The organism is Synechococcus sp. HJ21-Hayes, from assembly GCF_024345835.1.
Lineage (GTDB): Bacteria > Cyanobacteriota > Cyanobacteriia > PCC-6307 > Cyanobiaceae > Vulcanococcus.
The window spans coordinates 300404-323797 of the sequence record NZ_JAGQBW010000001.1 but is presented as its reverse complement, the minus strand read 5'-3'; the positions used below and the strand labels follow the sequence as shown (position 1 = coordinate 323797).

Here is a 23394-nt window from a genome sequence, read left to right as displayed (position 1 = left end):
TAAGTTCCGCAAATCTGTGGCCAATCAGTAGGCCAGGGAGATGAAATCTTCAGAGATGCTTGAGATCGGGGTAGGCCGTCAGCAGCTCCTCGGTGCTCAGCACATCGCCGGCGCCTTCCGGTTGCCAGATCACCTCGAGGGCCAGCAGATCATTAGAGGGAACAGAGCCGATCACCCGCAAGGCCTCACGCAGCTCTTCGGAACCCGTGAGGGGCTTGAGCACAAGCCGGCTGCGACTGGCCACCAGCACGGTCACAGCGATGAAATCACTGGTGGCATCGGCAGCACCTGCAGCCGTGGGGCCCTCGCTGAGTCGCTTGCCAGCCACGTTGCTGGTGACCTCACTGCGCAGCTTGCTGCGCTCGGTCATGGAAAGGCGATTGAAGGTCGCTTCAGCCGCGTTGAAAGGCACCTGTCCTACCTCGGCATTGGCATAAACCCAGAGATCGGGATGGCGCAGCAGGGCCAGGGTGGTGTCCTGCAACACCCTCTGCAGGCCCGCGTTGGTGCTGGTGTCGGCACTGGCGGCGAGACCGCGCAGATCAGCCTGCAGATCCTTGGCCGAGGCCAGCAGCCCCACCTGCAACTGGGCGATAGCCACGGGGCCATCAGGGCGGTACCCCGACAGCTCGCCGCCATCGCCACGGGAGGGAAGAGCGGTGCCACCACCCCGCAGGGCATTCACCAGCAGCCCCACCACCGCCATCAGGACCAGGAAGCCAAACAGGCCTCCACCACCGCCAAAGAAGAAGGGAACGATGAAGGGAAAGCCGATGCCACCCCCGCCGTAACCGCGCTGCATGCCACCGCCATAGTTGCCGCGGTAACTGCCGCCACCGCCGCCGTAACTGCGTGGCATCGAGGGAGCGGAGCGGAAACTGCCGCCGCCGATACGTCCGCCACTAGCGGCCAGCGTGGGCTTGGGGATGGCCAAGAGCACCGCGAGCACAGCGGGCACCATCAGCGCACTGCAAACGCGGCGCAGCAGCTGAGACGGACGGTTGGAGAGCAAGGCCGCAGCCCAATCAGTTAGGGGGAAATCTAGGAACCGCCCCCAACAATGGTGACCACTTCGATCCCATCGGCTTCCCGTACCGGTTGCTGCGACCAGCGATGCCTGGGCAAAATCTCGCCGTTGAACTCCACCACCACCAGCTGGGGCCGGTAGCCGAGGTGCTCCAACACCGCCTGGAGCGTCAACCCAGCCGGGCAGGGGGCTTCTTCACCATTGAGGCGCAGAGTGATGGTGTCGCTCATGGGCTGATCCGTTTCGTGCTCGTGCTGGCGGCGCGGTCGTCCAGCAGCTGCAGCAGCTCGTGGGTGGCTGCAGCGGGATCCTCGGCCTCGGTGATGGCCCGCACCACCGCCACGCGCTTGGCCCCTGTGGCCTGAACGGCCGCCAGATTGGCCGCCTCGATGCCACCGATGGCAAAGAAGGGTATGGAGCTGTATGCCACCGCCTGCTCCACGTAGGTCAGCCCCACAGGCTCCCGGCCTGGCTTGGTGGGCGTGGCATTCACCGGGCCCACGCCCACGTAGTCGCAGCCGTCGGCGATCGCCTGTTGCAACTGGCTGAGGGCATGGGTGCTGCGGCCAATCAAACGGTCGGGGCCCAGCAGGCGCCGAGCGATGGCGGGAGGCAGATCGCCCTGGCCCAGATGAACGCCGTCGGCATCCACCGCCAGGGCGAGATCAATCCGATCGTTCACGAGAAACAGGGCGCCATTGCTGGCGCAGAGCTGGCGCAGAGCCCGGGCCTGCTGCAGGCGCAGGGCATCGGTGATGGGAACGCCGTTGGCCATGCAGCTGCCCTCCTTGGCGCGGTACTGCACCAGTCGCAGACCGGCCTGCAGGGCTGCGGCCACCACCCCCTCCAGCTGGGGCGACGGACTGGTGACCAGATACAGACGGCACTGCTGCAACAGCAACCGGCGCCAGCCACCACCGGCTGCGGATCGCAGCAGATCCACTTCGAGGTCGTAGAGGGCGTAGCGAATCGCCGCCGCCTCGGCCGCCAGCGGGGCATCGAGGCCCCGGCCAAATTCCTCCAGCACCCGCAAGGCCTCCTGCACCCGACCACAGTTGGCCGCCACCACCTGGGCCGCGCCACTGCGCTCAGCCTGGGCGGGATGGGCCATGCCGGCAGCGGCATCAGTGGCAGTGTGACGCGCCTGCTTATAGGCATCGCGATGGAGCAGCCCCAGGCGCTGGCGCAGGTCCTTGGTACGGGCCACCAGATCCGAGCGATCCAGGCCAAACCGGCACCAATCCTCGATCACCCGCAGCCCCTCCCGGGCACGGTCGAGGTTGGCGTCGAGCAGACGCTGCACCGCCTGCAGGTCCTCAGCGGGCAACGCGGTGGTGGGCGGGATGGTCATGTGCTGCGTAGGGTGAGGCCGCACATCAGGGGCCAATGGGGATGGAGCAGGGCGGAGCGGACAGCCCGATGCTGGTGCTGATCTCAGGGATTCTGCTGCTGGGCGGCATCGTGGCCTTCATCAGCTGGGGCCTCACCAACGCCTACCCCGCAGGCTGAGGCCAGGAGCGCCTCCGCCTGAGCTGCATCGGCTGCAATCTGGCCGCACAGGGCCTCCAGGTTGGGAAATTTTTGCTGCCGGCGCAGCAGCGCCACCGGCTCCACCAGCAGCTGGGCCCCCTCCAGCTCCAGCTGTTGCCCCAGCACATGCACCTCCACGGCGGAGGGGGCTGTGGGGTCCACGGTGGGCTGGAGCCCAAGGTTCATCACAGCCGCCAGAGGCGCCCCGCCATTCACCTGGGCCCAGGCGGCGTACACCCCCTCGAGCGGCAGAATCTTGCGGCCATCCACCTGCAGGTTGGCGGTAGGCCAGCCCAGCTCGCGGCCCAGCCCACGGCCCCGCACCACGCGCCCACCAAAGCGGTAGGGGCGATCCAGCAGGCGGGCGGCTTCCGCCAGGTTGCCAGCGGCCAGGGCCCGGCGAATGCGGCTGCTGCTCACCCGCTCCTCGCCATCCCAGAGCATCGGCACTACCACGACTTCAAGGCCATGGCGCGCACCCATAGCCGCCAGGGCGGCGGTGTCGCCACTGCGGCCGGCGCCAAAGCGGAAGTTCTCCCCCACGGCCACGAGCCGGGCTTCCAACTGCTGCACCAGCACCTGCTCCACGAAGGCCTCAGGGCTGAGGGTGGCCAGTTGGGGGGTGAAGGGCACCAGCACCAGCTGTTGAATGCCGAGGGGCTCCAGCAGATGCAACTTTTCCCCCGGCAGATCGAGGCGCAGGCGGGTATCGCCGAACAGCACCTCGCGGGGGTGGGGCCAGAAGCTCACCACCGTGGGCACCAGGCCTGCAGCGGCGGCAGGGCCAGCGATGGCGGCAATCACCCGGCGGTGCCCCTGGTGCAGACCATCGAAGCTGCCCAGGGCGATCGCCGTGGGGCGCTGGGCCTCTTCGGGGCTGCGCAGAGCAATCGCGGAGCGCAGGGGCATCACAGAAGGGAACTCCGAAAACCTGCCGTGGCCCTCGCCTTTGGCATCCTCCCATGGCAGGTTTGGGCGACGCTCCACGCCACCCCTGCCGCCTGCCCCATGGCCGACCGCCTCGACCTGCAGCTGATCTCTGCCGCCCTGCGGCGGGTGGGTTGGATCCGCCTCTGGGCCCAGGTGGTGCTGGCGGTGGTGGTGATGGGGGTGCTGCTGTTCAACAACATCGGCGGCCAGATCGCCGCCCGGGCCGACAAGGCGCTTGGGCTGGGCCCAGGTCTCTCCCTCACTACCCTGGCCTTCTTCGTGCTGCTGTGGTCGATCTGGCAGAGCGGCCTGCTGGTGCGCTGCGGCCGGGCTTTGGCCAGCCCCGTGCGCCCCAGCAAGGGGGAAACGGCACGGCTGATCAAGCGCAGCATCCTGGCCGACCTCGTGGGCATCACCTTCGCGGTGGTGGGGTATCAGTCGCTGGCGGGCAGCTTGTTTCTGCAGGCCTCGATGCAGGCGGGCTTCGCCTTCGGAGGTGCCATGACCACCCCCGGCGGCCGCATCACCAACTACCCGATCACTTCGCTCGAGATGCTCTCGGTGCTGAGCAACACCCAGGTGGTGTTCGCCCACCTGATCGGCCTGTGGATCAGCCTGTGGCTGCTGCAACGGGTGTACCGCTCGGCCTGACTCACTCCAGCGCGGGCAGATCCAACGGGTTGCCGCGCCAGAACAATTCCGGCTGCAGGGGGGTGAGGGCCACACCGCCGCCATTCACGTGGGCCACATCGGTGGGCCAAGCCTCGGGCCCTGCCACGGCAGCCTCGAGATCGTTCGCCACTTCACCGGCAAGCCAGTAGTAGGTGCGGCCGCGGGGATCCACCCGCTGATCGAACTGGTCGGTGTAGCGGCGCACGGCCTTGCGGCACCAGCGCACAGGGCCGAGCTGATCAGCCGGCAAGGGCGGCACATTGAGGTTGAGCAGCATCCCCTCGGGCCAGCCCCGCTGCAGCAGGCGCTCAGCCACATCCAGGGCCAGGGTGGCAGCCGGCTGGAAGTGCCGCCACTGGAAATCGGCACTGCTCACCGCGAGGGCATGCAGGCCCTCGATCGTGCCCTCCATGGCGGCACTCACCGTGCCGGAATAGAGCACATCGGTGCCGAGATTGGGGCCGTGGTTGATGCCCGAGAGCACTAGGTCGGGCCATTCATCCAGCAGGGCGAACAGGGCCAGCTTCACGCAATCGCTGGGGGTGCCGCTGCAAGCCCAGGCCTTCACGCCATCGGCAAACAGTTCATCGGCGCGCTCGGCCCTGAGGGGGGTCTGGAGGGTGAGGCCATGCCCCGTGGCGGAGCGCTCCTGATCCGGACACACCACGGTCACCTGATGGCCGCGCCGTGCCGCCTCCGCCGCCAAGGTGCGAATGCCATCGGCGAACACGCCGTCGTCGTTGCTGATCAGAATCCGCAAGGCTTGGGCTCAGCTAATTCGACGCTACGAGGCTGCTGCCTACAGTCGAGGGTCGCCGTAGCCCAGCCGTGAGCGCCACCGTCAGCCTGCAGCAGCTCACCGACCAGCTCGAGCAGCTGGAAGCTCAGGCCGCCGCTGCTATCGCCGCCGCCGCCACCGCCGCCGACCTGGAAGAGCTGCGGGTGGGCCTGCTGGGCAAGAAGGGCAAGCTATCGGGCGTGCTTGGGGCCATGGGCAAACTGCCGGGGGATGAGCGCCCCCTGGTGGGCCAAAGGGCCAATGTGCTCAAGGAACAGGTGCAGGGCCTGCTGAGCGAGCGCCTGCAGGCGGTGAAATCGGCGGCCATGGCCGAGCGCATCGCCGCCGAAACCCTCGACGTGACCATGCCGGCCACCTTCACGCCGGCGGGGCATCGCCACCCGCTGATCAGCACGATCGAAGAGATCGTGGACATCTTTGCGGGCCTGGGCTACCGGGTGGAAGAGGGCCCTGAGATCGAGACCGACTACTACAACTTCACCGCCCTCAACATCCCCCCCCACCACCCGGCGCGGGACATGCAGGACACCTTTTATCTGTCAGAGAGCGAGCTGCTGCGCACCCACACCTCGCCGGTGCAAATCCGCCATCTGGAGAACAACCCCCCACCGGTGCGGATCGTGGCCCCTGGCCGGGTGTATCGCCGCGATGCCGTGGACGCCACCCACTCGCCGGTGTTTCACCAGGTGGAGGTGCTGGCCATCGACGAAGGGCTGGATTTCAGCCACCTGCGCGGCACCGTGACCGCCTTCCTGCAGCAGTTCTTCGGGGATCTGCCGGTGCGCTTCCGTGCCAGCTATTTCCCCTTCACCGAGCCCTCGGCCGAGGTGGACGTGCAATGGCGCGGCCGGTGGCTGGAGGTGATGGGCTGCGGCATGGTGGATCCGGCCGTCCTGGAAGGGCTGGGCATCGATCCCAAGCGCTACAGCGGCTTCGCCGCCGGGCTGGGGGTGGAACGCTTCTGCATGGTGCGCCATGGCATCGACGACATCCGCCGGCTGTTCACCAGCGATCTGCGCTTTCTCGAGCAGTTCTGAGCGCCACTCCCACCGCCATGTGAAGCAATGGCCAGCGCTGAGCGCTGGTCCCCATAAACTCCTGCTGATCCCCGCCCACGATCGGTGCCCTGCGTCGGACTGATCGTGAATGACGGCAAGGACCTCGCCCTGGCGACGGCCGATGCCATTGAGGCCCGCTTTCGCGAGGCCGGCTACGAGGTGCGACGGGCCAGCAGCTCCGGCGGCATGGTGGGCTTCGCCAACCCGGACCAGCACCTGCGCACCCTGGGCCACACCGCCTGCGTGCCGGCAAATTTCAAGCGCAGCATGAAGCTGGCGGTGGTGCTCGGTGGCGACGGCACCGTGCTCTCCGCAGCCCGGCAGACGGCACCGATTGACGTGCCGATCCTCACGATCAACACCGGGCACCTGGGCTTTCTGGCCGAAACCTATCTACCGGAGCTCGATCAGGCCCTCGATCAGGTGATCGCCGGCAACTGGACGGTGGAAGACCGCACCATGCTCGTGGTGAGCGTGATGCGCGGTGAGCAGCGGCGCTGGGAGGTGCTGTGCCTCAACGAGATGGCCCTGCACCGTGAGCCGCTCACCTCGATGTGTCACTTCGAGATCGCCATCGGCCGCCACGCCCCGGTGGACATCGCCGCCGACGGCGTGATCCTCTCCACCCCCACGGGATCCACGGCCTATGCCCTCAGCGCCGGCGGGCCTGTGATCACCCCGGACTGCCCGGTGCTGCAGCTCACCCCGATCGCCCCCCACTCGCTGGCCTCGCGGGCGCTGGTGTTCAGCGACCGGGAACCGGTGACGGTGTTCCCTGCCACGCCGGAGCGGCTGATGATGGTGGTGGATGGCAGTGCCGGCTGTTACGTGTGGCCGGAAGACCGGGTGCTGATCCGCCGCAGTGAGCACCCAGTGCGCTTTGTGCGCCTGGCCGACCACGAATTCTTCCAAGTGCTGCGCAACAAGCTGGGCTGGGGCCTGCCCCACGTGGCCAAGCCGGGGAACGGCAACCCATGAGCGAGGCCCTGGTGCTGCTGCTGGGGACCGAGGCCACAGCCCTGGAGGCTCGCCTGCAAGCCTCCGGCTACCACTGCCAGATCGGAACGGCCGACACCCCCACCAGCTGGGCCAACGCTGAGCTGGTCGTGCTTGGCAGCGAACTGGAACCACTGATTCCCCAGCTGCAGCAGGCCTTGCCTGGGGTGCCGCTGCTGCTGGATATCGGCACGGACAGCGTGGCTGCCCGCAGCCGCTGCCTGCGCTCCGGCGCCAGTGATTTCTGGCTCTCCGCATCGGGCACCAGCGACCTACTAATGCGCCTGCGGCTGCACCGCAAGCTCAGCCGCAAGGGCCAGCCGCCACCGGATCTGCGCCAACTGGCCGACCTCACGATCGTGCCGAGTCGCCACGAGGTACGCCGCGCCGGGCGAAAGCTGGAGCTCACCGCCCGGGAATACGCCCTCCTGCTGCTGCTGATCGAGCACAGTGGCCGGGTGGTGAACCGCGATCAGATCCTGCGGGATGTGTGGCACGACCAGCAGGGCGCGGCCAGCAACGTGATCGAGGTGTACGTGCGCTACCTGCGCCAGAAGCTGGAGGAGCAGGGCGAGAAGCGCCTGATCCACACCGTGCGCGGCTTGGGCTACTGCCTCAGCGATGGGCCACCCAACCTGGGGGCAACACGGCCCACCGGCATCTCCTAACTCCCATGCCACCAATCTCCACCCCACCGCCCCAATACCTGCCCATCGGCGCCGAGTGGTGCCTGGCAGCCGTGGCAAGGGCTCGAGCCTGTATCCAGCTGGAGGTGGCCCGCACTCCGCAACAGCAGAGCTGGGGGCTGATGGGCAGGCCGCCGCTGGCCCCGCTGCGAGGCATGTGGTTTCCCTATGCCGAGCCCCAAACCCTGAGGTTCTGGATGCACCGCACCCCCGCCCCTCTGGACATGCTCTTCCTGCGGCAGGGCCGTGTGGTGGCCATCGAGACCGCCGCCAAGCCATGCCCGCGGCTGCCCTGCCGCAGCTACGGGCCCGATGAACCCGCCGATGGGGTAGTGGAACTGGGTGCTGGCCAGGCCGAGGCACTGGGGATCGTGGTGGGTAGCCCGGCTGTGATCAAATCCTTGGCTCCAGCCGCTCGCCCCGAAGCACCAACACGGGATTGAGCGGCGCCAGGCGGGTGCCCTCGGCCAGGGGCGCACCGCGCCAGGCCTGGTGCTGAGCCACGGTCACCCGGCAGCCGGCCTGCTCTAGCAGGGGCCGCAGCTCCGCCAAGGCCTCCAGGGTGGCCAGAGGGATCACCACCACCCCACCGGGCCGCAACCGCTGCAGCACCGCCGCCAGCACCACGGCCCGCCCGCGGCCGCCACCGCCGATCAACACCCGGTCGGGATCGGGCAGCTGGGCCAGGGCCTCCGGTGCGCGGCCCTGCACCACCCCCGCTGGCCTCACCCCCAGCCGTTCGGCATTGGCGGCGATCAACCCCGCCGACCCGCCCCGCTGCTCCAGGAACCAGCCCTGCAACTGCGGCCGCAGCCGCAGGGCCTCCAGACCCACCGAGCCCACACCGGCACCGATGTCCCACAGCACGCCCCTCTCGGGCAGCGCGAGCTCAGCGAGCAGCTGGATCCGCACCTCCCGCTTGGTCATCAGGCCCGGACGGTCGTCGTGCTGGAGGAACAGGCCGTCGTCGAGGCCGAACAGGGGCAGGGCGGCGGGATCGGCAGGAGCCGCTGGGGGTTCGGCAATCAGCAGCACCAGATGCAGGGGATCGCAATCAGCCGGGATGGGCGCCTGCTGGGCCAAGCGCTGCACCCGCTCCGCCGGATGGCCCAGCCGCTCGCACAGCCAAAAGGCGTAAGCCGCCTCCAGCCCCGAGGCCACCAGCATCCGCCGCACCTCCTCGGCGCCACCACGGCCGGGATCGGTGAGCACCGCCAGGGCCGACGGCCGCTTCTGCAAGGCCGCCGCCAATGGCTCCGGGTCCCGGCCATGCAGGCTGATCCAGCTGGCGTCCTGCCAGGGACGGCCGAGGCGGGCGAAGGCCAGCTGCAGCGAGCTGGGGGCCGGATGAAAGCGCAAGCGCTGGGCGCCGAAGCGCTGGATCAGCAACCGGCCGATGCCGAACCAGAGCGGATCACCGCTGGCCAGTACCAGCGCCGGCCGGCCACTGGCCAGGGCCTGCTCCAGGGGCCTAAACATCTGCTCGGGTCGGTCGCTGGCCAGCTGCTCGGGGCAGGGGCTCGTGGCCGGGATGCGGCCCTCCGCCTGCTGCTGCTGCCACCAGGGCGGCAGCTCCGCCAACAGCCGCTGCGGGGCCGCCACCAAGGCCGCTACCCGGATTAGCTGCTGCGCCCCGACAGGCAGCGCCGCCAGACCGCCCGCATCGGTGCCGATCACCTCGACCAGGGCCTGTTCCGCCAGGGCGCCCACTGCCACTGGAGCCATGATGCTCAGCCACCTGCCCCTTCGGCCCGGCCATGAGCGATCGCCGCCAGCGCATCCATGAGTTGGTGCTCGCCCTGCTGGCCCAACAGAGCGACCTGGAGCTGCTGGCCGGCGACGGCTCAGGCCTGCCCAGCGGCGATGCCGGCAACTGGATCGAGCGCAACCGCCGCGTGGTGCAGCGCTATCAGGCCCTGGTGCGCTCCGCCGTGACCCTGGATGCCCTGGTGGACCAGGAAGTGGGCGGCAGCCTGCAGACCCAACCGGGCCAGCTCTGACAAGCTGGGCGCACTTTTTACGGCTCCATGGCGCGCTTCGGCCTCTCCGCCCTCAAATCGCTGTTGCGGGGCAAAGGAGCCCAGCGCCCTGCCGGCCGCCCCTGGCACCCCCCTGCCGCGAGCTGGTCGCGGCCTTTGGGCCTCGGCTGGGACAAGCCCTACACGGTGCGCTACGCCAGCAACCTCGACGACGGCCCCAGCCACGGCATGCCCCTGGGGGGATTCGGCGCCGGCTGCATCGGCCGCGGCCCGGACGGGGCCTTCAACCTCTGGCACCTGGATGGCGGTGAGCACTGGTTTGGCACCCTGCCCGATTGCCAATTCGCCCTGTTCGAGAGCAACGGACAGCACAGCCGTGCCCATGCCCTGGCGGTGAAACCCGAGACCGATGCCTCCCGCCCCGAAGCCGGCGAACCCCTCAGTGCCTGGAGTTGGTACCCCGCCAGCAGCCCCCAACAGAGCTCCGGCACCTATGCCGCCCGCTACCCCCTCAGCTGGACCAGCTACGAGGGTGTGTTCGACGCCCAGGTGCGCTGCGAGGCCTTCAGCCCGATCCTCCCCGGCGACTACCAGCGCAGCAGCTATCCAGTGGCGGTGTTCCGCTGGACCCTCAGCAACCCCACCACCAAGCCCCTGGATCTGTCGCTGCTGCTGAGCTGGCGCAACACCACCGGCTGGTTCACCAACACCGATCCCACAGCAGCAGTCAAGTTCCGCGACGACGGCAGCCCCGAGCACAACTACGTTCCAGCCGTGGGCAGCAGCCAGGGGCAACGCAACCGCTGGATCGACGACGGCCAGCTCAAGGGGGTGCTGCTGGAGGGCAACGTGAGCCAGCCCATCGCCGAAGGCCAGGGCCAGTGGTGCATCGCCACCGATGCCGCCCTGGAAGTGCAGCGCTGCAGCCGCTGGAACCCCACCGGCACCGGCGCCGAGCTGTGGGATCCGTTTGCCCGCGATGGCTCCATTCCCGACAGCAACAACGACCGCCACAGCGGCCAGAACGATCCCGCCAGCGCCGCCCTGGCGGTGAAGTGTCACCTGGAACCCGGCGCGAGCATCGAGATTCCGCTGGTGATCAGCTGGGACCTACCAGTGACGGCCTTCGCCAGCGGCACCCGGGCCCTGCGGCGCTACACCGACTTCTTTGGCGTGGACGGCCGCGGCGCCGCGGCCATCGCTGCGGAGGCCCTGCGGGACTGGCGCAGCTGGCACCAACAGATCGAGGCCTGGCAGCAACCGGTGCTGGAGCGGGAGGACATCCCCGAACCGCTGCGCATGGCGCTGTTCAACGAGCTCTACGACCTCGCCTCCGGCGGCAGCCTCTGGAGTGCGGCCAGCTCGGCCGATCCTGTGGGCCGCTTCGGCGTGCTCGAGTGCCTCGACTACGCCTGGTACGAGAGCCTCGATGTGCGGCTCTACGGCTCCTTTGCCCTGCTGCAGCTGTGGCCGGAGCTCGACAAGGCCGTGCTGCGCAGCTTCGCCCGCGCCATCCCCGCCGCCGACCCCACCCCGCGGCCAATCGGCTGGTACTTCACCCAGGGCAAGGGCCGGGTGGAGGCCGCCCGCAAGCTGGCGGGAGCCACCCCCCACGACCTCGGCGCTCCCAATGAGCGCCCCTGGGACGCCACCAACTACACCGCCTATCAAGACTGCAACCTCTGGAAAGACCTGGCCAGCGACTACGTGCTGCAGGTGTGGCGCACCTTCAAGCTGGCGCCCACCGGTGAAGACCTGCGCTTCCTGGCGGACTGCTGGCCCGCAGCGGTGCAGGCCCTGCGCTATCTGAAAACCTTCGACGCCAACAACGACGGCCTGCCCGACAACGGTGGCGCCCCCGACCAGACCTTCGACGACTGGCCGCTCAAGGGGGTGAGCGCCTATTGCGGCGCCCTCTGGATCGCGGCCCTGGAGGCGGCCCTGGCCATGGCCCAGCAGCTGCAGCTCGCCATGGGACTGGACACCTCCCACGAACAGCGGGAATTCAGCGGCTGGCTGGAGCAATCCCGGACCAACTTCGATGCTCTGCTCTGGAATGGGGAGTACTACAACATCGACGCAGAGAGCGGCACCCCCGTGGTGATGGCCGACCAGCTCTGCGGCGACTTCTACGCCCGCCTGCTGGGCCTGCCCGCTGTGGTGGCCGACGACCGCGCCCAGAGCGCTCTCAAGGCGGTAAAAGAAGCCTGCTTCGAGGGGTTCCAGGGCGGCAGCCTCGGTGTAGCCAATGGCCTTCGCCGCGATGGCACGCCCCTCGATCCCAACGGCACTCATCCCCTCGAGGTGTGGACCGGCATCAACTTCGGCCTGGCGGCCTACTACCGCCTGATGGGCGACAGCGGCACCGCCTTCGCCATCACCGGTGCCGTGGTGCAGCAGGTGTATGCCGGTGGCCTGCAATTCCGAACCCCCGAGGCGATCACCGCGGTGAACACCTTCCGGGCCTGCCACTACCTGCGGGCCATGGCCATCTGGGCCCTGTGGGCCACCCACACCAACTGGCAGCCCATCCCCGGCGCCCAGCGGGAGGCCTGATCTCCACCATGCAACCTCTGTTTCGCCCGTGGCTGCGCCCCCTCTGCTTCACCCTGCTGGGGATGGTGCTCGGCGTGCTGTGGCTGGCCCTCCCCGCACCGGTCCTGGCCCAGGTGCACGCCCACCCGGATGAGAACGGCACCCCGGTGGTGCGCAGCCTCGAGAGTCTGCGCGACCTGGACTACCAGAGCTGGCAGGCGGTTGCCTACCGGCAAGGGCCTCCCGGCGGACCGCTAATCCTGCGGATCGTGGGCTACCCCGGCAGGGTGCGCCTGGATCACCCCACCTCCCTGCTGGTGCACTCCGGCCGCCAGAACTGGCAGCTACAGGACATCACCACCGACAACCCCAAACTCGCCGCCGATGGCCGCGATGCTGCCGCCGAGTTCAACCTGGCTCCGCTGCTGGAGAGCCTGAACCAGAACCGACCGCTGCGGCTGGAACTGCCGGGAGTGTTCGTGGAGCTACCTGTGCCGCCCTATGTGGTAGGTGAATGGCGCAGCCTGCCCAGCTGGACGGACGCAGACGCCGCATGAGTGACAGCTTCTGGCATAGCTGGATGCAGCGGGCCCTGCAACTGGCCGCCCTCGGCGCCGGCCGCACCAGCCCGAACCCTGTGGTGGGCTGCGTGGTGCTCAACAGCCATGGGGAGCTGGTGGGGGAAGGCTTTCATGCCCGCGCCGGAGCGCCCCACGCCGAAGTGCATGCCCTGCGCCAGGCGGGGCACCAAGCCCGGGGCGGCACGGCGGTGGTAACCCTCGAGCCCTGCTGTCACCACGGCCGCACCCCCCCCTGCAGCGAGGCCCTACTGGCGGCCGGTATCCGGCGGGTGGTGATAGCCATGGCCGATCCCGATCCGCGGGTGAGCGGCAGCGGCATCGCCCAGCTGCGGTCCGCTGGCGTTGAGGTGATCGAGGGCGTCTGCGCCAGCGAAGCGCGCCAACTCAACCGCGCCTTCCTGCACCGGGTGAGCACGGGCAGACCCTTTGGGATCCTCAAGTGGGCCATGAGCAGTGATGGCCGCACTGCTCTGCCCAATGGCTCCAGCCAGTGGATCAGCGGCCCCGAGGCCCGGGCCTGGGTGCATCGGCTGCGGGCCAGCTGCGATGCCGTGATTGTGGGAGGCGGCACCGTGCGGGCCGATGATCCCCTGCTCAGCTCCCGCGGCCAACGGAACCCGGAACCCCTGCGGGTGGTGCTGAGCAGGAGCCTCCAGCTGCCCCGGCAGGCACAGCTGTGGGACCAGCGCACCGCCCCCACCCTGGTAGCCCATGGCCTGGGTGCACCCGCCCAGGGACGCTTCCACTTGGATCAGCTGGAGGTGGAGCGGTTGGTGCTCGACCACTGCAGCCCCAAGCACCTGCTGCTGGAACTGGCCAAGCGGGGCTGCAACCAGGTGCTGTGGGAGTGCGGTGCCAGCCTGGCGGCAGCAGCCGTGGGCGAAGGCTGCGTGCAACAGGTGGCCTCGGTGATGGCCCCCAAACTGCTGGGGGGCACTGCGGCCCAGACGCCCCTGGGCAATCTCGAGCTGGTGGATGTCAACCAGGCGACGCCATGGCCGCGGCGACGGCTCCAGCAACTCGGCGATGACCTGCTCTGGACCCTGGAACTCAGCCCTGATTCTCCTCCTCCGACTCCTGCACCGTGTAGCGACTGATCAGCAGGCCCATCACCACGGCGAGATAGAGGGTGCCGGTCACAGCCACCGCCACACTGGCCATCTGGGCCGGCGGCGTGGCGGGCACGATGTCGCCGAACCCGGTGGTGGTGAGGCTCACGAAGGCGAAGTAATTGATCCGCACGAAGTTGAGTTCCCACACCAGGGTGGACTCACCACTGGGGCCTTCGCGTGACAGCAGTACATCGTGGGCCGCCTCACGCACGCTGCTGAAACTGCCGGGACTGATGGTTTCCAGGGCACTGAACACCAGCCCCGCCGTGAGACCAATCAACAGATAGCCGGCGCCGGCACCCATCAACACCTGGGCATTCACCACCCGCTCCTGGGCCAGGCCCCGCACCAGCCGCACGGCACTCCAACCCACAAACAGGGTCCAGAGCACCAACATCGCCACGCCGGTGCTGCGCAGGGCCAGGGGGGTGAACGACCAGGCCAAACCGGAGGCCAACGCAGCCAGCCCCAAGGCGCGGTAAATCTGGCGGGGGATCGGTCCGAACGGAACCGGGCCGCACTGGCGGCCAAACCCCCGCAGCATCACCAACGGCAGCAGGTTGTAGCCGAGCGAGGAGAGGCGGCTCCAGCCATCGGGCAGGCTGAAACTAGCCATTACCGCCAGGCACAGCAGCAGCAGCTGGCGGTAGCCGCTGTGGCGCAACCGCAGGGCGACGGATTCAGCTGGCATGCCCAGCCCCAACCAACGCTGCGCGGCCGAAGCCAACGGCCTCAAACGCCAATGCCCAGTGGGCGGACAATGGAACCAGGGGGCTACTCCAGCAGCGAGAGCTGTCTATTTTCCGCAGGGTTGCGCCGTGGCGCAACCAACTCCCAACCCTCGGGATCCCAGCCCTCGAGGAGCGGCTCCAGGGCCCGCAGACCGGGGCCATCGCAAGGGGCCAGCCAGGCTTCCTCGAGGCCATCGGGAAGGATCACGGGCATGCGGTTGTGCAACGGCGCCACCAGGGCATTGGGAGCTGTGGTGAGCACGCAACAGCTCTCGAGCTCACTGCCATCGGGGCCAATCCAGCGATCCCACAGGCCCGCCAACCAGAACGGCTTGCGATCAGAGCGGCGAATCAACCGCCCCTTCTCATAGAAGCCATCGGCGGGGAGCAGGCAACGGCGGTGGCGCCAGGGTCCGCGGAAGGTGGCCTTCTCCGCCACAGTTTCCCTGCGGGCATTGAAAGGTCGCTGGCCCGCACCATGGCGCACGAGGGGATCCTTGCTCCATTCCGGCAGCAGGCCCCAGAGCATCAGGGCCGAGCCGATCTGGCCGTGTTCCTGGCGCAGCACCAATAGGGGTTCGCCTGGCTGGATCAGGGCACGCGGGGCGTAATAGCGGACCAGGCCCTCCGGCAGGCTCCCCCCCAGTCGGGGCAGCAGGCGATCGAGGGAGGCAGTGAGGGAAAAGCGGCCACACATGCAGAACAGGGCGTTCGGTTGTCACCCCGCGCGCGCTTGAGGCGTGGCAACTAGTTTGGGCCTAACAAGCTTTCCGCCGCATGGCCATCCGCCAGGACGACACGCCTCCCAACAGGCGCTTCGGCATCATCAACCTGGTTCTGATCGGTTTCGGCGTCTTGCTGCTGTTCAGCAGCTTCCTGCCGAACCAGTCGATGCAGCAGGTGCCCAGGGTTCCCTACTCCCTGTTCATCAGCCAGGTGGATGACGGCAACGTCAAGCGGGCTTACATCACCCAGGAGCAAATCCGCTACGAGCTCAACAACGCCGAGGAGGGGGCGCCATCGGTGCTCGCCACCACGCCGATCTTCGACATGGATCTGCCCCAACGGCTAGAGCAGCACGGCGTGGAGTTCGCCGCTGCTCCCCCACAGAAGCCCAGTTTCATCACCACGGCCCTGAGCTGGGTGGTGCCACCGCTGATCTTCATCCTGGTGCTGCAGTTCTTTGCCCGCCGCCAGATGGGCGGTGCCCAGGGGGCCCTGAGCTTCACCAAGAGCAAGGCCAAGGTGTACGTACCCGATGAGGAGTCGCGCGTCACCTTCGCCGATGTGGCCGGGGTGGACGAGGCCAAGGCCGAATTGGCCGAGATCGTGGACTTCCTCAAGAAGCCCGAGCGCTACGCAGCCATCGGCGCCCGCATCCCCAAGGGGGTTCTGCTGGTGGGGCCTCCCGGCACGGGCAAAACCCTGCTCTCGAAGGCCGTAGCCGGAGAAGCGGAGGTTCCCTTCTTCATCATCTCGGGCTCCGAATTCGTGGAGCTCTTCGTGGGAGCCGGTGCCGCCCGGGTGCGCGACCTGTTCGAGGAGGCCAAGAAAAAGGCCCCTTGCATCATCTTCATCGACGAACTGGATGCCATCGGCAAGAGCCGCGCCGGCTCCATGGGTGTGGTAGGGGGCAACGATGAGCGGGAGCAGACCCTCAACCAGCTGCTCACCGAGATGGACGGCTTCGCCGCCCAGGACAAACCGGTGATCGTGCTGGCCGCCACCAACCAGCCGGAAACCCTCGACGCTGCTCTGCTGCGTCCGGGTCGCTTCGACCGCCAGGTGCTGGTGGATCGTCCCGACCTCTCGGGCCGCAAATTGATCCTGCAGATCTACGCCAAGAAGGTGAAGCTCTCGCCCAGCGTGGACATCGACAAGATCGCCCAGGCCACCAGTGGCTTCGCCGGGGCCGATCTGGCCAACCTGGTGAACGAGGCCGCCCTGTTGGCCGCTCGCTCTTACCGCACCGAGGTGGAACAGGCCGACCTCAACGAGGCCATTGAACGGGTGGTGGCGGGCCTGGAGAAAAAGAGCCGCGTGCTGCAACCTGAGGAGAAGCGGGTAGTGGCGTACCACGAGGTAGGCCACGCGATCGTGGGGCACCTGATGCCGGGTGGCAGCAAGGTGGCCAAGATCTCGATCGTGCCCCGGGGCATGAGCGCCCTGGGCTACACCTTGCAGTTGCCAACCGAGGAGCGCTTCCTCAACTCCAAGGAAGACCTGGAAGGCCAGATCGCCACCCTGCTCGGCGGGCGCAGCGCCGAGGAGATCGTGTTCGGCGAAATCACCACCGGCGCCGCCAACGACCTGCAGCGAGCCACCGACATCGCCGAGCAGATGGTGGGCACCTACGGCATGAGCGACATCCTGGGCCCCCTGGCCTACGACAAACAGGGCGGCAGCCGATTCCTAGGGGCTGGCAACAACCCGCGCCGGGTGGTGAGTGATGCCACTGCCCAGGCCATCGATCGAGAAGTGCGCACGCTGGTGGATCGGGCCCATGATCGAGCCCTCTCGATCCTGCGCCACAACCGCGGCCTGCTGGAGAGCATCTCCCAGCAGATCCTGGAGAAGGAGGTGATCGAGGGCGACGACCTCAAGAACCTCCTGGCCAGCAGCGTGATGCCCGAGGACGCGCAGGCCATTGCTTGACCCCTTGACGGACGGGCCCCTGATCCCGGATAAGGGTTCTTTGAGAAGGGTCGATGGCTAGCTCCAGCGCCGATCCCTGCCTGGAGCTGCTCCATGGACGGGATTTCCTCTCCTCGGCCGATATCAGCGCCGAGCAGACCCACGCGTTGCTGCAGCTGGCCGCGGACTTCAAGGCGGGCCGCACCCAGGTGGACCTGGCAGGCAAAACCCTGGGGCTGATCTTCACCAAGGCCTCCACTCGCACACGGGTGAGCTTCACGGTGGCCATGGCCCGCCTAGGGGGGCAAACGATCGACCTCAACCCCTCGGTCACCCAGGTGGGCCGCGGGGAGCCCGTGGCGGACACCGCCCGGGTGCTAAGCCGTTATGTGGATGTGCTGGCGATTCGCACCTTCGCCCAGGAGGAGCTGTGCGAGTACGCCCATTGGGCCTCGATTCCGGTGGTGAACGCCCTCACCGATCTCGAGCACCCCTGCCAGGCCTTGGCCGACTACCTCACCCTGCAGGAGGCCTTCGGGCCGTTGTCCGGCCTCACCCTGGCCTACGTGGGCGATGGCAACAACGTGGCCCACTCGCTGATGCTCTGCGGCGCCCTGCTCGGGGTGAACGTGCGCATCGGCTGCCCCAGGGGGTTCGAACCCAGCCCGGCCGTACTGGCGCAGGCGCAGGCGCTCGCAGCCGACCGCTGCAGCATTGCTGTGGTGCATGACCCGGTGGCAGCCGTGCGCGGTGCCCATGCCCTCTACACCGACGTCTGGGCCTCCATGGGCCAAGAGCAGGAAAAGGCCGAACGGGAAGAGGCCTTCGCGGGCTGGTGCCTCAACGAGGAGCTGCTGGCCGAAGCGGATGCACGGGCGATCGTGCTGCACTGCCTGCCGGCCTACCGGGGGCTGGAAATCAGCGCCGGTGCCATGGAGGGCAGCGCCAATCGCATCTTCGACCAAGCCGAAAACCGCCTGCACGCCCAGCAGGCGCTGCTCGCGGCAGTTCTTGGGGGCTAAGGGGCCACCCTCACCTCTGATCCGGAACTGATGACGCTGGTGGGCATCTGTCCGTCTTACACCTCGCGTCCACTGTCCACATCGGGCATGCCCACAGGGTTGTAGAGGTAGGCGCCCTTCAGAGTGGCCGCGGAACAGCGCAGCGCGGGGACATCGGCCCACGCTGCAGGCCCTGCCATGGGGCACCACCAGGCGAAGACACCCCCGGGTGGCAGCCGCACAGAATGCGGACTGGACAAAACGCTCACGCTCTGGCAGAACTACCCCAGTGGTTCATCTGTATTGCCGGTGCCCGATCTGCAACTGCTCACCGCGGCCCAGCAGGAGCTCTACGACTGGCTGGCGGACTACATCGGCCAGCATCGCCACAGCCCCTCCATTCGGCAAATGATGGAGGCCATGGGCTTGCGCTCACCAGCACCGGTGCAGAGCCGCCTGCGCCATCTCCAACAGAAGGGCTGGATCACCTGGCAAGAGGGACAGGCCAGAACCCTGCAACTACTGGGAGGACTGGCAGGTGGCATCCCAGTGCTGGGGGCCGTGGCAGCCGGTGGCCTAGTGGAAACCTTTGACGACGTGCACGAGCGACTGGACCTCGCTCCCGTGCTTGACACCCGTGGGCTGTTTGCCCTCACCGTGAACGGCGATTCGATGGTGGAGGCTCATATTACCGACGGGGACGTGGTGCTGATGGAGCCGGTGACCGACCCAAGCCGACTGCGGGAAGGCACGATCGTGAGCGCCCTAGTGCCCGGCAGCGGCACCACCCTCAAGCACTTCCATCGGCAAGGCCGTCAGGTGCGCCTGGAAGCAGCGAACCCCGCCTACAAGCCGATTCTGGTGGACGCAGCACAGGTGAGTGTGCAGGGCCGACTTGTGGCGGTCTGGCGCCAGGTGTGAGGCTCCGCACCCGCTGCGGTGTAAGCTTTTCGCATCGAACGAACGGGCCTCACGGCCAAGCCAAATCACCAGGTTTAGGCAGATCGTCGACACCAAACGGGGCCATAGCTCAGCTGGTAGAGCACCTGCATGGCATGCAGGGGGTCAGCGGTTCGAATCCGCTTGGCTCCATCATTAAAAGACTCCTTGCTGTGCGAGGGGTCTTTTTTATTGCCGGACCGGGCACACCTTTCCTGGCAGCCGATAACGGCAACCCCACAAGACTGGCAAGGCAGCCCAGCGAGCGGGACACACGACCAAGCCCAATCCTGGAAAGGCTCAGGATTGTCTCGTGCGAGCCAGGCGTGCGTTCCAGGCGACCCTGCCCGCGCCCATGCCCCCCGCCAGGGCAGCCAACAGCAAGGGCAGTTCACCCCAGCGTCCGTAGAAACTGAGGGCTTGGCGCGGCTGCACCTGCACCGGCAGCGTGGCCGCCTCGCCAGCCGGTAATTGCCGCTGCACCACCCCGGCGGGATCAACGGCCAGGCTCGGCCCCGTGTTGGCCGCACTCACCAACCAACGGCTGGTTTCAATGGCCCGCAATTGCGCCAGCGCGGCAAATTGCCGCTGCAACTGGGCGGGATAGGGGTCGAGATTGGCACTGGCCAGCAACCACCCGGCCCCCTGCCGCGTGGCCGACGCCAGGGCGGTGCCATCAGCCACCTCGTAGCAGATGGCCACGCCAATGGAGCCCAAGGGCCGGCTCAACAGACGCGATGGCGCACCAGGGGACAGACCCCCAACTGCGGACAGCCCCGCCCACTCCACCAGGCCACTGAGGGGCACCCACTCCCCTAAAGGCACCAGGCGGTGCTTATCAACGGCGCCCTGGGGCTGCTGCTGGCCAGCGGGAAACGCCAACAGGGCGCTGCGCAGTTGCTCATCCTCCAGGCGAAAGCCCCCCGTGAGCACCTCCACCGCCGCGGGCTGGGGCAGGGGCTGGCCCAGGGCCAGGGCGCCCTCCGGCAGCACCAAGGCCGAGGCCCCGCGGGCTTGCGCCTCCTCTTGGGCGCCCATCAACCGCCGCAGCAACAGCTGTTGCTGCACAAACTCGAACTTGTGCCGGGTTGGGATGGCGGGCTGGAGCAGCAGCAGCGTTCGCTGGGGTTCAAGGGCTGCCTGCCGCTGCAACGGCTGCAGCAACTGCCAGCCCCAGAGATGCAGCACCAGCACCGCCGCCAGCCAGGCCATGGCCCAGCGCCACCATCGCCTCTGTTCGGCCACGGCGGCGTCCAACACGCGCCACAGCCCCCAGCCCAGCAACAGCTGCAAAGCCGCCAATCCGCCGGCACCCAGCCCCTGAGCAAGCCCCGCCAGGGCCCGGTCCCCCGGTAGTGCCGCGGATCCCAGGCCAATCCAGAAGAGGGGACCGCGGGCGAGCAGCACCTCCGCCAGCCCCCATGCACTCGCCGCCAGCAACGCCGCCCACCAGCCCTCCGCCCCCAGCCGTTGCACCAGCCAGCGCCAGCTGCCCACCAGCAGGCCACCCAGCAAGGCGCAAGCCGCCAGGAGCAGCAGGCACAACGGCAGGCTGAGGGGCAGGGGCACCCCAACCCAGTCGAGGGGATGCAGCCACAGCAACCAGCGATGGCTCACCAACACCGCCCCAGCACCCCACACGCAGGCGGCCCGGGGGCCCTGGGCCCACAGCGGCACCAGGGCCAGCCACAACAGGGGTGGACAGCCCAGAGGGGGCAATGCCGCGCCGGCCAACAGCCCGCCACCAAGGGCGGTGATCCACCAGAACTGCCGGTTCACTGCCATGGCCAGCAACCTAAGGAAGCGCCATGGTTTGGGTTGTGAACCCAAGGCGCTTTGCGAGCCATGGATCCAGCCAATCCCCTCCAGCAGCTACTCCTGCGGGGTCTCGGCACCACCTCCCTGGTGGCTGACCGCCTGCGCAGCGTGACCCAGGCCTGGGTGAGCAGCGGCCGCCTCGATCCGGCCCAGGCCACTGCGCTGGTGGAGGAGGTGCTCAGCAGCCTGCGGGGCGAGAACCCTGAGCTGGAAAAGCAGACGGAGCGCCAGGTGGGACGCAACATCGACCACCTGCTGCAGGATCTGGGCCTGGCACGGCAGCGGGAACTGGACGAACTGCGCGGGCGCCTGGATCGCCTGGAGCGGCAGCTGCGCACCAACGGTGGGCGACCCTCCGGCGGCGACCTCAGCGACATCCCCGATTAAGGGGGCTGCGGCACCGTGGAATCCCTGGGGCAGAATCCCTCCACGGACCGCTCGATCCCTCCCCATGCGCGACATCCTGATCAGTTCGGCGGTGTGCGTGGCCTGCCTGCTGCTGGCCCTCGTGAGCCAGCTTGTGGCGCCCTCCACGGTGGTGGCCGCCAGCCCGAATCCCGCCGCTACCGCGGCGTTGAGCACGGCTGTGGTGAGCAGCAGCGCCACCCCGGCGGGCCGGATCGAGCTGGATCCCGAAGATCCCAACCCCACCCTGTTTGCCATGGCCACTGACGACGCCGGCTCCCCCGATCAGATCGCCAATTCCGGCGCCAATGCCCTTGGCGGTGAACTGGTGGCCGCCAAAGAGCGCGTGACCCCCAGCGGCCTGCGCATCACCGACCTGGTGATCGGTGACGGCCCAGAGGCCAAATCCGGCGAGAGCGTGTCGGTGAACTACCGCGGCACCCTCGAAAACGGCAAGGAGTTCGACAGCAGCTACGGCCGCGGCCCCTTCTCCTTCCCCCTCGGCGCAGGCAGGGTGATCAAGGGCTGGGATGAAGGCGTGGCCGGCATGCAGGTGGGCGGCAAGCGCAAACTGGTGATCCCCCCAGACCTGGCCTATGGCGAGCGTGGCGCCGGCGGGGTGATCCCCCCCAACGCCACCTTGATCTTCGAGGTGGAACTGCTGCAGATCGGCCGTTGAGGCCAACGGGCAGGCCGGTTCTCCCGACTTTCGAAACCTGAAGCGATCGTTAGGATGCCGGCCGCTCACCGGACTCCCTCCATGGCCCACACGCTGCCCGCGCTGCCCTACGGCCTCGACGCGCTCGAGCCCCACATCTCACGCCAGACCCTGGAGTTCCACCACGGCAAGCACCACGCTGCCTACGTGACCAACCTGAACAACCTGGTGGCCGGCACCGAGCTGGACGGCAAGAGCCTGGAAGACACCATCACCGCCGTGGCCGGTGATGCCAGCAAGGCCGGTGTGTTCAACAACGCCGCCCAGGTGTGGAACCACAGCTTCTACTGGCAGTGCATCAAGCCCGGCGGTGGCGGCAGCCCCAGCGGCGCCCTGCTTGACAAGATCAACGCCGACTTCGGCAGCTTCGAGGCCTTTGTGGAGGCCTTCAAGACCGCCGGCGCCACCCAGTTCGGCAGCGGCTGGGCCTGGCTGGTGCTGGACAACGGCACTCTGAAGGTGACCAAGACCCCCAACGCAGACCTGCCCTTGGCCCACGGCCAGAAGGCCCTGCTCACCATGGATGTGTGGGAGCACGCCTACTACCTGGACTACCAGAACCGTCGCCCCGACTACATGACCACCTTCCTTGACAAGCTGGTGAACTGGGACTTCGTGGCCGCCAACCTGGCTGCTGCCTGAGTCGCACCCGTCTGACATCAGCTCCTTCCTGCGAGCCCAGCCCCCGGCGCCAAACTGGGGGCTTTTTGATGCAGCCAACGCATGGCTACCAAAACGACAACAGCCGCCTTGCCGCAGCTGAAGATTCAGTGGCAGGGTGGGCGTCATCTCAAGCGCCTCCGTTGACCTTCACCGCCGACAGCCCTCTGCGCGATGCGGGCCCGGTAGACAACCAGAAGGAAGACCTGCAGATCGAGCTGCTCTACGGGCAGCTGCCTGAGTTCGTGAAGGATGAAGCCGAACTGAGGGCGCTCTGGAGTTCGCCTGACACCCGCAGCAGGCTGCTTCAAGGCCTGGCGGAGAAAGGCTTCGGTGACGAGCAATTGGCAGAGATGCAGGCGATCATCTCGGCCGAGCACAACGATCTATTCGACATGCTGGCCCACGTGGCCTACGCCCTGCCTCCCATCCCCCGCGAAACCCGCGCCCAGCAGGCACGCCTCTACATCCACTCCCGCTTCACCAGCAAACAGCAGCTATTTCTCGACTTTGTTCTCCAGCACGACGTGAACAGCGGCGTGCAGGAGGAGCTGGCCTAGGAAAAACTCGCACCCCTTGGTGC

General features: G+C 67.9%; 26 protein-coding genes and 1 tRNA gene. 17 read left to right on the top strand and 10 right to left on the bottom strand.

Features of this window, described 5'->3' with window-relative positions; translation table 11 throughout:
- Positions 1-49 precede the first annotated feature (49 nt).
- From KBZ14_RS01805 to KBZ14_RS01790, 4 genes are all read right to left on the bottom strand, one after another.
- A complete protein-coding gene (locus KBZ14_RS01805; protein ID WP_255116598.1) occupies positions 50-961 on the bottom strand; it encodes a DUF1517 domain-containing protein in 912 nt (303 codons plus the stop codon).
- 80 nt (positions 962-1041) lie between these two features.
- Entirely contained in the window at positions 1042-1257 is a 216-nt protein-coding gene (gene thiS, locus KBZ14_RS01800) for a sulfur carrier protein ThiS (RefSeq protein ID WP_255116557.1), read from the bottom strand.
- On the bottom strand, positions 1254-2378 hold the full coding sequence (locus tag KBZ14_RS01795) for a thiamine phosphate synthase (protein WP_255116556.1): 1125 nt from the start codon (positions 2376-2378) through the stop codon (positions 1254-1256). The genes thiS and KBZ14_RS01795 overlap by 4 nt, the downstream gene beginning before the upstream one ends.
- 83 nt (positions 2379-2461) lie before the next feature.
- Entirely contained in the window at positions 2462-3466 is a 1005-nt protein-coding gene (locus KBZ14_RS01790) for a bifunctional riboflavin kinase/FAD synthetase (RefSeq protein ID WP_255116555.1), read from the bottom strand.
- 99 nt (positions 3467-3565) lie between these two features.
- Between KBZ14_RS01790 and KBZ14_RS01785 the strand changes: the two genes are divergently transcribed.
- Positions 3566-4138 (top strand): DUF3611 family protein, encoded by a 573-nt coding sequence (locus KBZ14_RS01785; RefSeq protein ID WP_255116554.1) that lies wholly within the window; start codon positions 3566-3568, stop codon positions 4136-4138.
- Between the two features lies 1 nt (position 4139).
- Here the strand turns inward: KBZ14_RS01785 and surE are convergent, their stop codons facing one another.
- Entirely contained in the window at positions 4140-4919 is a 780-nt protein-coding gene (gene surE, locus KBZ14_RS01780) for a 5'/3'-nucleotidase SurE (RefSeq protein WP_255116553.1), read from the bottom strand.
- A 68-nt stretch (positions 4920-4987) separates the two neighbouring features.
- Here surE and pheS point away from each other — a divergent pair, with 68 nt between their 5' ends.
- From pheS to KBZ14_RS01760, 4 genes are all read left to right on the top strand, one after another.
- Positions 4988-5995: a phenylalanine--tRNA ligase subunit alpha gene (gene pheS / locus KBZ14_RS01775; RefSeq protein ID WP_255116552.1), complete on the top strand. Its 1008-nt coding sequence runs from the start codon at positions 4988-4990 to the stop codon at positions 5993-5995.
- An 84-nt stretch (positions 5996-6079) separates the two neighbouring features.
- A complete protein-coding gene (locus KBZ14_RS01770; protein ID WP_255116551.1) occupies positions 6080-6994 on the top strand; it encodes an NAD(+) kinase in 915 nt (304 codons plus the stop codon).
- Entirely contained in the window at positions 6991-7680 is a 690-nt protein-coding gene (locus tag KBZ14_RS01765; protein WP_255116550.1) for a winged helix-turn-helix domain-containing protein, read from the top strand. The genes KBZ14_RS01770 and KBZ14_RS01765 overlap by 4 nt, the downstream gene beginning before the upstream one ends.
- 5 nt (positions 7681-7685) lie before the next feature.
- Positions 7686-8141 (top strand): DUF192 domain-containing protein, encoded by a 456-nt coding sequence (locus tag KBZ14_RS01760; RefSeq protein ID WP_255116549.1) that lies wholly within the window; start codon positions 7686-7688, stop codon positions 8139-8141.
- Here KBZ14_RS01760 and cbiE read toward each other — a convergent pair.
- A complete protein-coding gene (cbiE, locus tag KBZ14_RS01755; protein ID WP_255116548.1) occupies positions 8092-9423 on the bottom strand; it encodes a precorrin-6y C5,15-methyltransferase (decarboxylating) subunit CbiE in 1332 nt (443 codons plus the stop codon). The genes KBZ14_RS01760 and cbiE overlap by 50 nt on opposite strands.
- Positions 9424-9455: 32 nt before the next feature.
- On the opposite strand from cbiE, the gene KBZ14_RS01750 reads away from it, so the two are divergent.
- Genes KBZ14_RS01750 through ribD form a run of 4 tightly spaced genes read left to right on the top strand, consistent with a single transcriptional unit; the run spans position 9456 to position 13890 of the window.
- On the top strand, positions 9456-9698 hold the full coding sequence (locus KBZ14_RS01750; RefSeq protein ID WP_255116547.1) for a DUF8678 family protein: 243 nt from the start codon (positions 9456-9458) through the stop codon (positions 9696-9698).
- Positions 9699-9725: 27 nt separating this feature from the next.
- Entirely contained in the window at positions 9726-12233 is a 2508-nt protein-coding gene (locus KBZ14_RS01745) for a GH116 family glycosyl hydrolase (RefSeq protein ID WP_255116546.1), read from the top strand.
- Between the two features lie 8 nt (positions 12234-12241).
- Positions 12242-12769, top strand: a complete 528-nt coding sequence (locus KBZ14_RS01740; RefSeq protein WP_399210263.1) for a DUF3122 domain-containing protein — start codon at positions 12242-12244, stop codon at positions 12767-12769.
- Positions 12766-13890 carry a bifunctional diaminohydroxyphosphoribosylaminopyrimidine deaminase/5-amino-6-(5-phosphoribosylamino)uracil reductase RibD gene (gene ribD / locus KBZ14_RS01735; protein WP_255116545.1) on the top strand — a complete coding sequence of 375 codons (1125 nt, stop codon included), beginning with the start codon at positions 12766-12768 and terminating at the stop codon, positions 13888-13890. Before KBZ14_RS01740 ends, ribD begins: the two co-directional genes overlap by 4 nt.
- Here ribD and KBZ14_RS01730 read toward each other — a convergent pair.
- Both KBZ14_RS01730 and KBZ14_RS01725 read right to left on the bottom strand, forming a co-directional pair.
- On the bottom strand, positions 13844-14596 hold the full coding sequence (locus KBZ14_RS01730; RefSeq protein ID WP_255116544.1) for a potassium channel family protein: 753 nt from the start codon (positions 14594-14596) through the stop codon (positions 13844-13846). The two genes, ribD and KBZ14_RS01730, sit on opposite strands and share 47 nt — an antisense overlap.
- A gap of 83 nt (positions 14597-14679) precedes the next feature.
- Positions 14680-15333 (bottom strand): SOS response-associated peptidase, encoded by a 654-nt coding sequence (locus tag KBZ14_RS01725; protein ID WP_255116543.1) that lies wholly within the window; start codon positions 15331-15333, stop codon positions 14680-14682.
- Between the two features lie 80 nt (positions 15334-15413).
- Between KBZ14_RS01725 and ftsH the strand changes: the two genes are divergently transcribed.
- Together ftsH and argF are read left to right on the top strand one after the other, a co-directional pair.
- Positions 15414-17291 (top strand): ATP-dependent zinc metalloprotease FtsH, encoded by a 1878-nt coding sequence (gene ftsH, locus KBZ14_RS01720; RefSeq protein ID WP_255116542.1) that lies wholly within the window; start codon positions 15414-15416, stop codon positions 17289-17291.
- Between the two features lie 53 nt (positions 17292-17344).
- Complete coding sequence (gene argF, locus KBZ14_RS01715; protein WP_255116541.1) at positions 17345-18292, top strand: ornithine carbamoyltransferase; 948 nt, start codon at positions 17345-17347, stop codon at positions 18290-18292.
- Between the two features lie 56 nt (positions 18293-18348).
- Here the strand turns inward: argF and KBZ14_RS01710 are convergent, their stop codons facing one another.
- Positions 18349-18471 carry a hypothetical protein gene (locus KBZ14_RS01710; protein ID WP_255116540.1) on the bottom strand — a complete coding sequence of 41 codons (123 nt, stop codon included), beginning with the start codon at positions 18469-18471 and terminating at the stop codon, positions 18349-18351.
- Between the two features lie 103 nt (positions 18472-18574).
- Here KBZ14_RS01710 and lexA point away from each other — a divergent pair, with 103 nt between their 5' ends.
- Together lexA and KBZ14_RS01700 are read left to right on the top strand one after the other, a co-directional pair.
- Positions 18575-19192, top strand: coding sequence for a transcriptional repressor LexA (gene lexA, locus KBZ14_RS01705; protein ID WP_255116539.1), 618 nt, complete (start codon positions 18575-18577; stop codon positions 19190-19192).
- A gap of 98 nt (positions 19193-19290) precedes the next feature.
- Positions 19291-19363, top strand: a tRNA-Ala gene (locus KBZ14_RS01700).
- 147 nt (positions 19364-19510) lie between these two features.
- Here the strand turns inward: KBZ14_RS01700 and KBZ14_RS01695 are convergent.
- A complete protein-coding gene (locus tag KBZ14_RS01695) occupies positions 19511-20995 on the bottom strand; it encodes an apolipoprotein N-acyltransferase (protein WP_255116538.1) in 1485 nt (494 codons plus the stop codon).
- A gap of 60 nt (positions 20996-21055) precedes the next feature.
- On the opposite strand from KBZ14_RS01695, the gene KBZ14_RS01690 reads away from it, so the two are divergent.
- The 4 genes from KBZ14_RS01690 (at position 21056) to KBZ14_RS01675 (ending at position 23371) form a co-directional block, all read left to right on the top strand.
- The gene (locus tag KBZ14_RS01690) at positions 21056-21415 is read left to right on the top strand and encodes a phasin family protein (RefSeq protein WP_255116537.1); all 360 of its coding nucleotides are present in this window, start codon (positions 21056-21058) and stop codon (positions 21413-21415) included.
- 64 nt (positions 21416-21479) lie between these two features.
- A complete protein-coding gene (locus tag KBZ14_RS01685; RefSeq protein WP_255116536.1) occupies positions 21480-22112 on the top strand; it encodes an FKBP-type peptidyl-prolyl cis-trans isomerase in 633 nt (210 codons plus the stop codon).
- A gap of 81 nt (positions 22113-22193) precedes the next feature.
- Positions 22194-22793: a superoxide dismutase gene (locus KBZ14_RS01680; protein WP_255116535.1), complete on the top strand. Its 600-nt coding sequence runs from the start codon at positions 22194-22196 to the stop codon at positions 22791-22793.
- Between the two features lie 161 nt (positions 22794-22954).
- A complete protein-coding gene (locus KBZ14_RS01675) occupies positions 22955-23371 on the top strand; it encodes a type I restriction-modification enzyme R subunit C-terminal domain-containing protein (protein WP_255116534.1) in 417 nt (138 codons plus the stop codon).
- The last annotated feature ends 23 nt before the right edge of the window (positions 23372-23394 follow it).